Source organism: Bacillus cereus group sp. BfR-BA-01350 (assembly GCF_022663775.1).
Taxonomy (GTDB): domain Bacteria; phylum Bacillota; class Bacilli; order Bacillales; family Bacillaceae_G; genus Bacillus_A; species Bacillus_A paranthracis.
In genome coordinates, this window is the sequence record NZ_JAKUGD010000002.1 from 481579 (window position 1) to 496419 (window position 14841).

Below are 14841 nucleotides of genomic sequence, written 5' to 3' on the forward strand. Positions count from 1 at the left end.
AGTAATTATGCCCTATTACTGTTACGAAATGTATCAACGACTAAATTACTAAATTCACGTAAATAATATAAATAATTATCACCGCCGTAGTTGTATCTTTTATTATACATTTTCGCAACAACTACATTATATTCAGGTATTACTAATATAGTTGGTCCCGTAATTCCTAATATTTGATACGAGCCTTTTGGTACACGTTCGCCTAGTTCACTTAATTGTGCAGGTTCATTTTGAACGAACCAAAACAAGCCATTTTGTGGTAGCTCTTTATTTGCATATGTTGGACTCTGCAAACTCGTAGCGATTTTTATAACTTCTTTTGGAACAATTTGTTTATCATCTATCATACCTTGATTTAGATGAAGATTGCCCCACTGTGCAAATTCTCTAGCGGAGACAAACAGATTTTTTTCAGTACCGTCATCTACTGTACCAATTTCACGAATTGCGTCTTTATTTGGGTCATCAACAACTGCAACTAAATTGTCATCTTGCTGTATTCTCCATCCTGTTTCTTGGAAATTAGCAGGTTTAAACACACGCTCTTTTAACAATTCAGGAAAACTTTTTCTATATAGCTGATAAATAAGATGTGTCATCATTCTTACATTAATATCTCTATACGCCCATCCTTGCCCCGGTTCAAATTCACGAAAAATTATCCCGTCATTCGTTTCTTCTAATCCGTGCGAATGTGTTACTAAATGTCTTATCGTCGTTTTACTAAGCAATACAGGATCAAAGTCTTTAAAATATTTTATCGCTTCATCATCAATAGAGTTTATTTTCCCCTCGTAAAGCGCATACGCTATCATTAATCCTAAATAACTTTTTCTAGCAGAAGCAACGTTAAATTGTGAAGATGCTGTTACTTTCTTGCTTGTAGATGTATTTGAGTGATAGCCACTATAATGCTCCAGTACAATTTTGTTATCTTTCATTATGCAAAGCGCTGCTGCAGAGCTATGGTTTTGTTCTTTTATATTTTCTACCCAAGAAATTAACTTATCATATGTATACAAATAAATCCCCCTTGATATACACAAAATTACAGCTTGAAAGAAAAGTGCAAAATAGTTTTCACACCTTTCCTTCAAGCAAAATATTTTTGATGTTCTATACTTAAATGATCCACCAGTTCCAGCAATTAAAGCAACCGAAACATCCAGCGCATCCTATGCATCCGCCGCAACGACCTGCACAACCACCACATCTGCCGCCACAGCGTCCACCACAACCTCCGCATCCGCCGCAACGACGTGCATCGTCTTGAATGTAGTAGTATGGATATTGACTTTGTTGTTGATCCCAATACACAACATTACCAGTTTGATAATCATTAAGGTTTAATGATTGTAGTTCTTGTTGAAACTGATTCATTATGAAACCCCTCCATTTATAAATATAAATTCCGTCCACATATTGAAGTTAATAAATTTCAATAAACAAAGTAGAAACAAATGGCTATATACTTGAATACGTACATCAACAAAATATGAACTTACACTAGGTGATGTACCTTGTTTTTCAGCCTATTTTCTTAATCACTTTTTGCTGGACAGATTTACTATTAATAGAGGTATTTAAAAATTGCTAATCCAACAGTTTAGTAGTTCATCACTTAATTTTCTTTCTAGTAACTCTTTAACGGAAGGTGCTGGCATGATTTTATAAGTATGTAAAGCGTCTCGATTATAATCTATCCAGTGAAACGCTAAATGGGGTTCTTTAGATTTTGGTATGAAATCAATATGTAATTCTTCTGAATCTATCTCAAAAATATGATTGATTTCATGATGAAGCATTTCTTTATCTTGCCATTGGTTTTCTATGACTCCTAAAAATTGTTTTATACTACAATTTACTCCGAGCTCTTCCCTTAGTTCTCTTATTAATGCACTCTCAGCTGATTCGCCAACTTCAACATGACCACCTGGTAGAAAATAATGATGGCCAATATATTCAGCTACTAACAATTTTTTATCCTTTATCATAACAGCTCGTACAATATGATGAAATTTATTGCTCAATTGCTATTCCTCCCATTCATTTATTTTATATTTGATTAAAATAGTCATTTAATATCGGGATAATATAAATCATAGGTGTTTCATACGGATGAATTTCGTTAATAACTTCAAGTGCATCCTTTACAAGATCCCGTTTGCACTTTATTTCAATTTTACATTCTTGCCCTTCACAAATCTGACCAATTTCCCCGTTAAAAGGTGATGCGCCTTTTAACGGTCTCCAGTATCCTTTCACAGAACTATAGGACAGACAATGATCATATTCTCCCGTTTTACAAGCACCAATTTTATTTAACTCATTCCTCAACATTTCAATGTATTCTTCAGGGATGAATACTTCAATTTTCACTTCAGTAAATTGCATAATTCATTTCACACCTTTACTACATCATAGTTAAACGAATAAACGATAAACTTCCTCACCATCATAATCATGCCCTAATGGTCGAAAACCATAATATTCATATAATTTCTTTGTAGAGATATTATCTTTATGTACTGTTAATCTAATTTCTTTACAAGCCTTAAACGTATTTTTTATTAAATAGATACTTTCCTGTAAGGCCGCTTTTCCGTAGCCATTCCCTTGCTGATTTTGATCGATAATAAATCCATTTATCCAATACATATCAGTTGTTTCTTTTACAACAGCATGCATAACAAAACCAACCATTAGATCGCCGTTGTATATCGCAAATGGTTGGTATTCTACATTTTCACCATCTGGTTTTATATATACTTTAGCAAGTGAGACTGCTACAGATGGAACAAATTTCGTCTGATTATCTTTAACTTGCAGCTTTAAAGCATCTTCCCAATTCTCTCTCGTAACAACCTTTAACTGGATATTCAATATTTTAAACCCCTTTATTAAGAATATATTTACATATTCAACGTAGTGAAAAAATTCCCTGTTTCTTAATTATAAAAAACAGGGAATTATCACTTCTAAATAGAATTTATCCAGTTATATCGCTGTACTTTTCACTTCGAATATCTTTCTTTAATGATACATGCGCTATTAAAACTCCAAGTATAGTAATTACTCCACCAACTACCGAAATAAAAGTAGGTACTTCACCTAACCATACCCAAGCTATAAAACAAGCAATTACTGGCGTTAAATATAGAGAGCTTGTTGCCTCGGAAGCACCAGTATAAGATATAATATAGGCCAATGCAATATACGGGAGTACTGTTGGAAATAAACCTAAATATATAACGCTCAAATTCACTTCAAGAGGAGCCACCAGTATTTCTTGATACATTCCCGGTAAGAAAATAAGCATACATACCGTACTAGATAAAATTGTATATATGGTAAATGGCAAGAAGCCGTACTTTTTTAAGTACGATGTTTGAAAAACGAAAAATAGACTTTCTGAAACGGCTGCTAATAATATAAATAATCCCCCGCTATTAAATTGAATAGCCCCCCCTTGACTAAATGATATGAAAGCAATTCCTATAAAGCTAATTACACCACCGATCCATCCATTTGCTTTCATTTTTTCATTTAAAAAAACAAAAGCAAGAATTGCCGTTACTATAGGAGTAACTGAAACGATTAAACTTGCCGATCCAGCATTTACTGTTTTTTCACCATAGTTTAATGCGATGTGATAAAAAGTAAATCCTAAAGCACCAAATAAAAAAATCGCTGGAATATCTTTTAGATCAGGTAATCGTAGTTTGTATATAAACGAAAACAAAAGAAGTATGAATGAAGCGATTAACAAACGAAGTAAAGTAAGATGTTCAGGTGTGTAAGATTCAAGACCCATACGAATTGCCGGAAAGGCGGTTCCCCAAATTAAAATTGTAAAAGAATGAGCACATATAATTCGATAATCCCATTTTTTATAATTCATGTTTTCTCTCCCCCTTCAAACCAACCACTTTATAATTACCAATTATTTCTTCCCATCATATTTAATAGTTGATACAATGTCTTCAACCAGTTTTTTATCGTAAAAACCAACCACTTGGCATTTTTCAAGTGAGCGAAGGAGTTTTTTGATGACAACTAGTAAAAAAACGCCTAAGTATCAGCAAATAGTAGACTATATGAAAGAAAAAATTGAAAATGGAGAATGGCCAATTGGAAGTAAGATTCCTAGTCAAAGGCAGTTAGCGAAATTATTTCAAGTAAATCGCAGCACTGTAATAACTGCACTAGATGAACTTATGGCTGATGGATTGATTCAAGGGAAAATTGGAGCAGGAACAATTGTAACGAATAATACATGGTCATTATTAGCGACGAATCCCCCGCCCGATTGGAGTGAATATGTAAAAGCCGGTATTCATAAACCAAGCAAGTTAATAGTACGAGAAATAAATGAAGCAGAAGCAAATAACAAACTTATCCATCTTAGTAAAGGCGAACTTGCTCCTCATCTTTTTCCGTTAGAAACGATGCAGTCCATTATGAAAAAAGTAAGTGAGGAATTAGATTATTTTGGATATGAGGAACAAAAAGGGTTTTATCCGTTACGTGAAGCAATAAGTAAATACGTAAAATCATTTGGAATACATGCATCACCGGGTTCCATATTAATCGTCTCGGGTGCATTACAAGCATTGCAATTAATATCAATTGGTCTTTTACATAGAGAGTCTACCGTTTTACTTGAACAACCTTCTTACTTATATTCACTTCATGTATTTCAATCAGCAAATATAAATCTATCTGGTATATCTATGGATCCTCACGGTATATTACCTAACGAGTTATTAAAACGAATTAAATACAGTCAGAAGAAAAACATTTTATATTCAATTCCTTGTTTTCAAAATCCAACAGGCATATTAATGTCTAAAGAGCGGAGAAAAGAAATATTAAAAATATGTGAAAAGGAACAGTTACCTATTATTGAAGATGATATTTACCGCGAGTTATGGATTGATGCACCGCCCCCAGATCCTTTAAAATCAAGGGATAAACATGGACATATATTATATATTGGTAGTCTCTCTAAGACGCTTACCCCAGGACTTAGAATTGGATGGGTTATCGGTCCAGAACCCGTTATTGATAGATTATCAGATATAAAAATGCAAACAGATTATGGATCAAGCTCCTTATCCCAAAGAGTTGCTGCTGAATGGATAAATAAAGGGTTTTATGAGGAACATGTAGCGAACGTAAGAATTAAACTAAAAGAAAGAAGACAAATAATGATACGAGCTTTACATAAGTATTGTGCAGATATTGCCACCTGGGATATACCTAGTGGTGGATTATTTATATGGCTAAAGGTAATACCTAGCATTCCGATGAAGAAATTATTTTCAGAGGCACTATCAAAAGGAGTTCTTTTAAACCCAGGACGTATATATGAAGAAGAATCAGACCGGTATATTCGTTTATCATATGGATATGCTTCTTCAGAGCAAATGACTAACGGGATTAAATTGTTGAGTGAATTAATTCGTAAGTTAATGACATAATAAAAACTCCTCTTTTATCTATAGGGGAGTTTTTGATAAACTTATTTTCCATAATCCCATGTTCTATCCTAATAAAATAAGTTCGTCATAAAAGAATCTCTGTCAATCCTAAAATTCCCTTTACAAAAGTATAAATCTCAACAAAAGAGTATCTTTTTTGCTAAAAAGTTCAAATGCTTATTATTTCAATTAGTAAATCCCTAATTATTAGAGTCTAGATTTGCCTATTCTCTGGTACTGGCTTCCACCAATTACCTGAAATAAACAGCATCGTTAATAAATTATAACTATCGCTATAATAACTCTCTTTCTTATTTTCCATCCAATCCCAGCCGCTATTTATCCAATTTTGATTACTGGTATTTGTAATACTTGCGGCGATAAATGGAGAAACAAATACAGCAGTTGCATAACTACCAATAACAGATCCATTTAGTTGGTATCCATCTACAATATTTGATGGATTTTCACTTGTTTGATTTCGAATCCAAGTTGAAATTTTATCTGAAATGATTTTACTTCTCTTTTCTCCGTACATTGCATAGTCCATCACTATTCTTAAAGGTACACGGCTAGCGTTATAATAATATGCCCCTGTATACTCTGATTCATTTAAAAAATTTTCAGAGGCTGGCTGCGGAGGGCTGTCTACTACAAAATCTGAAACAAGTCCTGTATTCGGAGAATATTTAGTACTAAACTCTTCATATATGTTGTACAAATTATCAATGGTATTAAGCCAAATTTGATCATTTGTGAATTCATAAAACGCTCTAAAATTTGACATCATCCAATCTGATGATCTTGTATTTAGAGTAGTGTCCTTATCCCAGTCTCCTAAGTTTAAACGATTATTTATTGTAACAAGACTCTTTTTTATTCCTTCTGTAATCATCTGCTGAGCTTCTTTTAAATAATCTATTGCCCCTGTAGATCCCCATTGAGTATGTGCCAGGAGTAATGAGTATGCGATATCTAAATCTCCATCTGTAGCTGAAGGGAAATATCCAAAAGCTTTTTTATCATCAGTAACAATCCATCCCATTAAATTTGAATTTTTAGAGCTTTTAAAAGTTTTTACAGTCTTAAACAAGCCGTTATAAATACTCTGTGCAGCAGAATCATAACCCGCCATTAAAACTGTTATAACCATCCCATATCCTTGTCCTTCTGAGGTTCCAAGTGGAGTAAACCCCTCTGGATTCCCAGTAATTTCACCTTTTACATAATAGCCACCTGGTAATGAGGATAGGTCGTTTTTTAAATAACTCATTTTCCAATGATTATAATAACTTTTTACTGATTCATTTAGCTCTTCTTGGCTAATATGATTAGGTTTCACAACTCCCGGATAAGTAACTTGCTGTGGGAATGGTTTATGGATAGTAAAGATCGATTCGACTTTTTCTAGCCGCTTTTTACCTGAATCGCTAAAATCATGATTTCTTCTCACATTCTCACCTTCTTTAAACCTTTTAATACAATGCAATATATTATAAATATAATAGATTTATCTAAAATAAAACTTCTATTCTTCGATATTCATACAGTATTTTTCAACTTCATCCCATTCATAAAAAAGACGGAATATATCTTCCTCACTCAGTTTCGAACCCATTTGAACTTCAATAAACTCTAAATTGGTAGTTGCTTTTATACTATGCAAAGTGCCAACAGGAATTTTGATCACATCACCAGGTTTGACGGACCAAATTTCTTTTTCTACCACTACTAGCCCTGTTCCACACACAATTGTCCATATTTCTTCTCTGTGAAAATGTTTTTGATAACTAATGTTTTTTCCAGACGCAACAAAAACTTTTTTTGTTAATACTTCCTTTTTATTTTGAGATGTAAAATAATCTAATACTCTATACGATCCCCACCGGCGCTCATCATACATTGGACGTGAATCGAACTGACCAAATCCCCTTTTTATTTTCTCACTTTCTTCTTTATTTGCTATAAGAATACCATCAGAACACACTGCTATAACTATGTTAGATACCCCTACAACCGAAATTGGAAATTCTAATTCATTTATTATATTTACATTTTCAGCGTTAGAGCTTATTTGTCCCTTTCCAAGTACTTGGCTATTTACTTCTTCCGTTAAACTTTTCCATGTCCCTAGATCCTTCCACTCACCATCGTAAGGTATAACAATAATATTATGATTTTTTTCAACAAACTCATAATCAAAACTGTCTTTGGGTAATTTATTATAAAACTGAACCATTTCATCAAAATCAAAAGGATAATTTTTTTGTTTTATATGTTCTAAAATACATCCGAGTTTAAATGCAAATATACCAGAATTCCAAAAGGCACCTTTATCAATTAAATCTTTAGCTTGTTTTGTATTTGGTTTCTCTATAAAAGAATCAACTAATTGATATTCTTTTTTAATTACTGCAGGGTGCTTTGGAATTATATAACCATATCTATCAGCATTTAATATAGGCTTAATTCCAATTAAAGCAATATCTCCGTTAGAATCTTTAAGATAAGATGAAACAGATTTTATAAGTTTAAAAAAATCATCTTTCACATAAAAATCAACAGGTATTACAATGACAATTTCATCATGACTAATTTTTTTTATAGAGTTTAAATATATTGAGGATAATAAAATGGCAGGATACGTATCACGTCGTTCTGGCTCAATTACAAGTGGGATATTATTTCCTAATTGATTTTGAATGATCTCCACTTGCAATTTATTTGTTGCTATTATTGCGTTTTCGGAAAGATTTGCTTTACATAGTTGCTGCCATATTCGCTGGATCATAGAAATTCGGTTGTCAGCTTTAAGGTTTGATGGTAATAGTTTTAAAAATTGTTTTGAACGAACATTATTTGACAACGGCCATAACCGTTTTCCAGCTCCCCCTGACAACAAAATAATATGCATATATATTCCTCCAATTGTTTTATTAATAACGTTCTGCTTTTATTTATTACTGAATAGTAATAATATGGCGCAATCAAAATCGATTTTAAGTAAATTTATTTTTCCGAATGCAGGAGGGATTATTTTGTCAAAAATTCTAGTTACATGTTTAGGCGAAAATAATGAAATGTTTCATTTTAGAATTTTAACTTTATTTAAGACATTAAAAGCATTTGGTGGTCAATTAGCAGACGCAAAATTATTAGCAATCTTTGTTGATAATGTTGATGAGCCAGTTTATAAGAAATTAATTACGATGGGTGTACAAGTAAGAATAGTGAAACCATATAATAGTAAACTACAACGTCATTGTAATAAAATTAGAATGTTAGAAATAGAAGCTGATTATGATGTTTTAATAGCCTTAGATTGTGATACTGTTATTACACGTGATTTTTCATCTGAAATATATACTTCTCGTATTCGACGTTGTGATTCTTTATTAGATCCCCTTACTATTGATGAATGGAAATATTTATATAACTATTTCAACTTGACTATACCTAAAGTTGAAAATGAGATACATGCTAATAGTGCTGTACTATTTATACCTAGAAAACATGTAAAACCACTTAGAGATGCATGGATACATTACGCTAATATAATTACTGATTTGTTTTTCTCGAATGAAAAGTGGAATATTATTGGTCAAAATAAATATTATACAGATCAATTTGCACTTTCTTTAGCACTTGCTGATCAAAAAATAAATGTGGATTTATTACCCGCTGAATTTAATATTCATATCAATGGTTCATATCAAGCATGGGCGGAATCCTTGCACCCGTATATCATTAGTTACCATCATAATGTTACTCCAGACGGAAAATTAGTAACTACTGGCATGACCGTCCCTGATCAATATATACAAAAAGTTAATAACGAATTAGCTTAATATTTTTTGTGATTTTTCCAGTTTTTTTTATTCTCATTAATTATTACCCATTAATATTTTTAAGTACGCCATCAATTCTTCTTTTAATTTAGGTCTTTGCATTGCATACTCTAAATTTGCTTTAATAAATCCAAATTTATCTCCAATATCATACCTTTCTCCTTCAAAATAATATGCATAAACATTTTGTTGTTCAGCCATAATACGGATCGCATCTGTTAGTTGGATTTCCATGCCATTAATCTGCGGTAGCTTAGGAATTATTTCTAAAATGTCAGGAGTTAATATATACCTTCCCATAATTGCTAAATTAGAGATACATGTATGGGAAGGTGGTTTTTCTATTAATGTATCTACTAGAACAAGATTTTCGGTAATTTTATTTTCTGGTACTACTATTCCATATTTTGAAACATCGTTTAATGGAACCTTTTGAACAGCGATTATGGGAGACTTTAATTTCAAATAAATATTCATTAATTGTTTTAGACAAGGAGTTTTAGACTGAATAATATCATCACCTAATAATACAGCAAATGGTTCATTTGCAATAAAGCTACGCGCACAATAAACTGCATCGCCCAGACCTTTTGGTTCTTTTTGACGAATATAATAAATGTTTGCAAGCCTAGAAATTCTTTTTACATCTTCTAGAATTTCATCTCTCCCACTCTTTAGCAATATTTCTTCAAGTTCATATGATTTATCAAAATGATCTTCAATTGCACGCTTTCCTCGTCCGCTTATTATCAAAATATCTTCAATACCAGATGCTACAGCTTCTTCAACGATATATTGAATTGTTGGCTTATCAACAATTGGAAGCATTTCCTTTGGTAAAGCTTTAGTCGCGGGTAAGAATCTAGTTCCTAGTCCTGCGGCTGGAATTACAGCTTTACGAATTTTCATTATTAACTTCTCCTAACTATTTTAACTTTTTATACTAATATATTATGCCTATATGGCGGGGTCTTTGAAATAATTGAACACCATTTTAAAATTGTTTCATCTTGCTCTTTCCAAGTATGATTGTCTTTATTACTTCTCCTTAAATAGGCAAGATTATATTTATCTGCCGAAAAAATTTTAAATCCTTTTTCCATACTATCTTGACAAAAATAAACATCTTCTAATAAAGATACATCGCGGTAATTTACCGAATCAAAAACCTTTTTCTTAACAATCTTCTTCCCACCATCTAAAAACGAGGTTTTATTTAAAAATTTATATTCTTGAAAAGGGTTGCGAAGTGCCAGAATATCCTTTTCTTCAAAATATATAAAATATGTTAATTTCCCCACTATATCAGCATCCGTATACTGAAAAGCACACATCAAATCAGTTAAATAATTAGGGGCATAATAATCATCATCATCAAATGTAGCAATAAAATCATAATTCACTTTATCTACTGCAAGATTGTAACAATTCCCTAAAGATGTCCCTTCAGGAATTTGGAATATGTGAATATTTTCAAACCGGTTTGCTTTTTTTCGATAATAATTAATATCTAAATCATCTTTATTTAATATGAGTATAAGCTCTTTATTTTGCCACGTTTGATTTGCGTAGTTCAACAATATATTTTCTATAAATTGGGGTTTATTTGTGCAAGTTACAATGGAGACATTTTCTTTGAAGTTGTTACTAAATTTTTTTCTTAATCCAAGTAAAAATTTTTTGTTATACTCTGCTATTTTTAATAGTTCCGATATAGGTTTATATTGTTCTTCTTTTCGTATTTGAACAATGTTGTTGAATAGATCTTGGATATTTTCAGGGATAGTATTCATACTCTAATCACCTCTTGAAAAATTCAGTTATTTGCAGTTTATGTAGCTCCCAAAATAATGGACACAAAAAAAGTGATTAATATCTTCTCCTGATGCATTTCATGTAGCAAAATTAATCTTTTGAAATACCATATATACTATGTGTCACTTTTAATATCCATATAGTTAAACTGCCAGAGGTGTATAAAAATGAAACTATTAGTTTTGAATCACTTCCCGACTATCCTTCCTCCTAATACTGGTGGAGTACTTCGATACTTTCATATATATAATCAACTAAGTAAATTTTATGACGTGACTTTATTGTCACAAAAATATATGCCTGAAGTAGAAGAAATTGAATACTCACCTACATTTCGAGAAGTAAAAATTCCTACCAATGACGAACAACATAAAATCGATGAACAATTAATTTCAGAAAAGATGGAGCCCAGATTTTCTACGCATGCCGCTTTAAGTTGTGCATTAATAAAAAAGACACCACCTATATTTCTTGATTATTATAATAGATTTTACAAAAACACTGATATTATTATCCATGAATCACCCTTTACACTTAAGTATGATATAAATTTCGATTTAAGGGATAAACCAAGAGTATACAACAGCCATAATCACGAAGCTATATTCGCTAAAGAAGTTTGGCACGGAAAAAATGCACGTAAGTATATACAATATGTTACACGGATGGAACAATACCTTGTTGAAAATGCAAATTTAGTTTTTGCGACTTCTGAGGAAGACAAAAATAGTTTTATTAATTCATTTAATGTTAGTCCGAAGAATATTAAACTAGTGCCGAATGGCGTAAATCCTAATGTATGGTATAAAAGAAAGAAAGCTGATAGTATCAGCTCTAGGAAAACAGCACTTTTTATCGGGAGTATGCATGAACCTAATATTGATATCGTTAATTTTATAATCTCACATTTAGCTCTAAAATGTGAGACGATTGATTTTATTATAGCGGGGCAATGCGGAAAACAATTCTCTAATTGTACATTACCAAATATAAAAATTATGGGCGAAGTAAATGAAGAACAGAAACTAAAATTGTTTTCGGAATCTGATATAGCTATTAATCCAGCATTTTTTGGAACTGGAACAAAAATTAAAACTTTAGAGTTTTTATCAGCTGGGATTCCATTAGTATCGACTGCTGTTGGTGTTAAAGGAATGTATCTTCAAAGTGGAAAACATTATGTTCACGCGACCCATGAGAATTTCTCATCTATACTAAATAAAGAAATAGTAAAAACAGATCAATTAGAAACCATTTCACTACAAGGGCAAGAACATGTAAATAATTATTTTTCATGGGGAAATATTGCAAAGAAAGCCAAAGAATATTTTGATTTGAATTTTAAATAAAATATTTTTTGTATACTCCGTTTCAGAGAATTTTTAAGTACTAAAGCTAAGAACCTTTGGCTTTTAAAGAATTATTAATAGTGAATAACCATTAGACATGGGAGCGATAGGGAATGCTAGATAAATTAATGATTGTAGCCCATCCGGATGATGAATCAATTTTTGGTGGTGCTGCACTATTGAAAGAACTAGGATGGAAAGTCATTTGTTTGACAAACGGAAATTATCCCCTTAGAGCATTTGAATTTTTTAAAGCAATGAAGCTAGTAGGTGCGTCTTGTGAAATATGGGATTATCCTGATCAATTTGATGGAAAGTTTGATAAAGCTCAATTATTAAAAGACTTAAACAAAGTTTTGCGAAAAAACACTTATAATTGTATTGTTACACATAATCTTCAAGGTGAGTATGGACATAGTCAGCATAAATCTCTATCAAAAATTTTACATGAGCAAAATTTTGAGAATTTATACGTTTTTAATAAGTCCAATGTAATGCTTCCCTATGAGTTACTTAGAAAAAAATTAAATTTACTATCAGCATATAAAAGCCAAATTAAAGGTAATATTGAACACTTAATGGATTATATAGTTTATGAGAATATTGTTTTATCTATTAATGAAAACGTAAAATTGTATTAAGAACATTTCCCCTAAAAATTAACTGCTAAATTCATGGAGATTTATATTTTAACGATGTTCCATTAACCCACTGGTATTTACAATATAAAAATATTCAAAAAAAGAAACAGATGATTTAGATAGTCTTCCGAGTAGTAATCATCATATTTTACTTTGTATATTCCATAATTTAAACATACCCCTAAAGTAAGACATTTTGGTAATCTATAGATCTGCACACTTTTGTAATTGGATACTCTTGATTCCCAAGCTTCAAATTCTAAATCATCTTTATTTGAGATAATAATTAACTCTTTATCTTCTATATTTTGTCTTTCGTAATTTTCAAATACGTTCTTCAGCAATTTTTATCTAATAGTACAACAAATAATAGATATCAAAATATTTTCATCACCTTTTTGGCACTAAAACGACCTGATATTACAATCTCTTGAAAATCTTATAAAATGAAATTATGATCGATGTGAATAAATCTATATTTTTGTCCCGCTAGTTATTTAATTTGTCCAAACATTACTATTAATAATTCATATAATATATGGACAACCTATATAGAAAGGAAAAGAAATATATGAATAGTTCCTATAAATCTTCTCGCATCGCAAAAAAAGAATGTTTTATTTCAACTCATATTGCAGGGGGACCGGGAGAAAATACGCCTTTAGAATATTTATTAAATGCAGGAGAAAAAAATGTGACTTTATATCAAAGTTATACAAACACTCCAAACAACTCTCTTATTCAATTATCTGTTCCACTCAGTACATCTCCAAATGGTCCATTATTCATTTCAATTGAAAGTCAGGCAATACGCGAACCAATAACAGATGTCATTACTGCTGGACAAACAAAGTTATATGAAGTAGAAGATTTCAAAAGTTTAATTGTTACAAATGGTACTCCGAACGCTTCTATCTTTTTCACCTTATTTATTCAAAATACCTTTTGCATATGTTGTAATAATGATAGTTCGTCTAATTGTAACTAAGAAAAATAAAATAAAGAAGCTCCTCATTAAATGAGGAGCTTCTTTATTTTTACCATAGATGCATTCCCTGCCCCAACACAATAAGTCCTTCATAAGGATCCCCGTTAATGTTTAATACTTGAGCAAAAGCAGGTTCTGTTTTTAAACCATTCTCTTTTAAGCGAAGAATTTCTTCTCTTATATGGGGATGCTGCATTAATAACATGTGCTCTACTATCATATGTCTATATGCATTTTGGTTACGAACTGGCTTAGGCTGAGCAAATAATTCAAATTCAAAACCTTCAAATTCAAAATTTACTTTTATCGATTCGGTATTTTTAATTTTTTTCTTTTTTATTCTGAACCCTTCATAAGAGCCATATAAAGATCTCATTTCTTGTTCAAAAACATCAAAGTTATGTACTTCCATTACTATATCTAAGTCAGATTGAAGCGTATCAATTCTTATAGGAATTGTCCCGCAAAGAACAGGGCTATACAAAGCTAAATCCTCCATTATGTTTAGTTTATTTAAAACATCATATACTTTTTGTTGCTTGTCATTCCCTGATTGTAAATATGTAATAGATGTAAACATGGAAGTCTCTCCTTCATTTCACGTAATACGTGTTTCACTAAATTCAAGAAAATTTGTCCGTTTAAATTTGTTCTAAGAGTACCTTTATTTCAATATATTAAGACGAACAAACGATGTTTTTCAACTTTTCTCCTATA

At 31.5% G+C, this 14841-nt stretch carries 16 protein-coding genes; 5 read left to right on the forward strand and 11 right to left on the reverse strand.

Annotated elements, in window-relative coordinates; genetic code table 11:
- Positions 1 to 5: 5 nt before the first annotated feature.
- The 6 genes from MR147_RS06695 to MR147_RS06720 form a co-directional block, all read right to left on the reverse strand.
- Complete coding sequence (locus tag MR147_RS06695) at positions 6 to 1022, reverse strand: serine hydrolase domain-containing protein (RefSeq protein WP_242303832.1); 1017 nt, start codon at positions 1020 to 1022, stop codon at positions 6 to 8.
- 100 nt (positions 1023 to 1122) lie between these two features.
- A complete protein-coding gene (locus tag MR147_RS06700) occupies positions 1123 to 1380 on the reverse strand; it encodes a heterocycloanthracin/sonorensin family bacteriocin (RefSeq protein ID WP_076874565.1) in 258 nt (85 codons plus the stop codon).
- 203 nt (positions 1381 to 1583) lie between these two features.
- Complete coding sequence (locus MR147_RS06705) at positions 1584 to 2030, reverse strand: NUDIX domain-containing protein (protein WP_242303833.1); 447 nt, start codon at positions 2028 to 2030, stop codon at positions 1584 to 1586.
- Positions 2031 to 2055: 25 nt separating this feature from the next.
- Positions 2056 to 2394 carry a divalent cation tolerance protein CutA gene (cutA, locus tag MR147_RS06710; protein ID WP_001160783.1) on the reverse strand — a complete coding sequence of 113 codons (339 nt, stop codon included), beginning with the start codon at positions 2392 to 2394 and terminating at the stop codon, positions 2056 to 2058.
- Between the two features lie 30 nt (positions 2395 to 2424).
- Complete coding sequence (locus MR147_RS06715) at positions 2425 to 2883, reverse strand: GNAT family N-acetyltransferase (RefSeq protein ID WP_242303834.1); 459 nt, start codon at positions 2881 to 2883, stop codon at positions 2425 to 2427.
- Between the two features lie 106 nt (positions 2884 to 2989).
- The gene (locus tag MR147_RS06720) at positions 2990 to 3901 is read right to left on the reverse strand and encodes a DMT family transporter (protein WP_242303835.1); all 912 of its coding nucleotides are present in this window, start codon (positions 3899 to 3901) and stop codon (positions 2990 to 2992) included.
- 145 nt (positions 3902 to 4046) lie between these two features.
- Between MR147_RS06720 and norG the strand changes: the two genes are divergently transcribed.
- Positions 4047 to 5483, forward strand: coding sequence for an efflux pump transcription regulator NorG (norG, locus tag MR147_RS06725; protein WP_472927053.1), 1437 nt, complete (start codon positions 4047 to 4049; stop codon positions 5481 to 5483).
- Between the two features lie 214 nt (positions 5484 to 5697).
- Here the strand turns inward: norG and MR147_RS06730 are convergent, their stop codons facing one another.
- Positions 5698 to 6876, reverse strand: a complete 1179-nt coding sequence (locus MR147_RS06730; RefSeq protein WP_396022878.1) for a family 8 glycosyl hydrolase — start codon at positions 6874 to 6876, stop codon at positions 5698 to 5700.
- Positions 6877 to 7011: 135 nt separating this feature from the next.
- Positions 7012 to 8397, reverse strand: coding sequence for a sugar phosphate nucleotidyltransferase (locus MR147_RS06735; protein WP_242303838.1), 1386 nt, complete (start codon positions 8395 to 8397; stop codon positions 7012 to 7014).
- A 124-nt stretch (positions 8398 to 8521) separates the two neighbouring features.
- Here MR147_RS06735 and MR147_RS06740 point away from each other — a divergent pair, with 124 nt between their 5' ends.
- Entirely contained in the window at positions 8522 to 9331 is an 810-nt protein-coding gene (locus tag MR147_RS06740) for a hypothetical protein (protein ID WP_242303839.1), read from the forward strand.
- A 36-nt stretch (positions 9332 to 9367) separates the two neighbouring features.
- On the opposite strand, the gene galU is transcribed toward MR147_RS06740, so the two are convergent.
- Entirely contained in the window at positions 9368 to 10240 is an 873-nt protein-coding gene (gene galU, locus MR147_RS06745) for a UTP--glucose-1-phosphate uridylyltransferase GalU (RefSeq protein ID WP_270699570.1), read from the reverse strand.
- Between the two features lie 29 nt (positions 10241 to 10269).
- A complete protein-coding gene (locus tag MR147_RS06750) occupies positions 10270 to 11124 on the reverse strand; it encodes a glycosyltransferase family 2 protein (protein WP_242303840.1) in 855 nt (284 codons plus the stop codon).
- Positions 11125 to 11313: 189 nt separating this feature from the next.
- Here MR147_RS06750 and MR147_RS06755 point away from each other — a divergent pair, with 189 nt between their 5' ends.
- The 3 genes from MR147_RS06755 (at position 11314) to MR147_RS06765 (ending at position 14124) form a co-directional block, all read left to right on the forward strand.
- Positions 11314 to 12495 (forward strand): glycosyltransferase family 4 protein, encoded by a 1182-nt coding sequence (locus MR147_RS06755; protein WP_242303841.1) that lies wholly within the window; start codon positions 11314 to 11316, stop codon positions 12493 to 12495.
- 113 nt (positions 12496 to 12608) lie between these two features.
- The gene (locus tag MR147_RS06760; protein ID WP_242303842.1) at positions 12609 to 13136 is read left to right on the forward strand and encodes a PIG-L family deacetylase; all 528 of its coding nucleotides are present in this window, start codon (positions 12609 to 12611) and stop codon (positions 13134 to 13136) included.
- Between the two features lie 571 nt (positions 13137 to 13707).
- Positions 13708 to 14124 carry a hypothetical protein gene (locus tag MR147_RS06765; RefSeq protein WP_242303843.1) on the forward strand — a complete coding sequence of 139 codons (417 nt, stop codon included), beginning with the start codon at positions 13708 to 13710 and terminating at the stop codon, positions 14122 to 14124.
- A gap of 49 nt (positions 14125 to 14173) precedes the next feature.
- On the opposite strand, the gene MR147_RS06770 is transcribed toward MR147_RS06765, so the two are convergent.
- Positions 14174 to 14704: a DUF4269 domain-containing protein gene (locus MR147_RS06770; RefSeq protein WP_242303844.1), complete on the reverse strand. Its 531-nt coding sequence runs from the start codon at positions 14702 to 14704 to the stop codon at positions 14174 to 14176.
- Positions 14705 to 14841 lie beyond the last annotated feature (137 nt).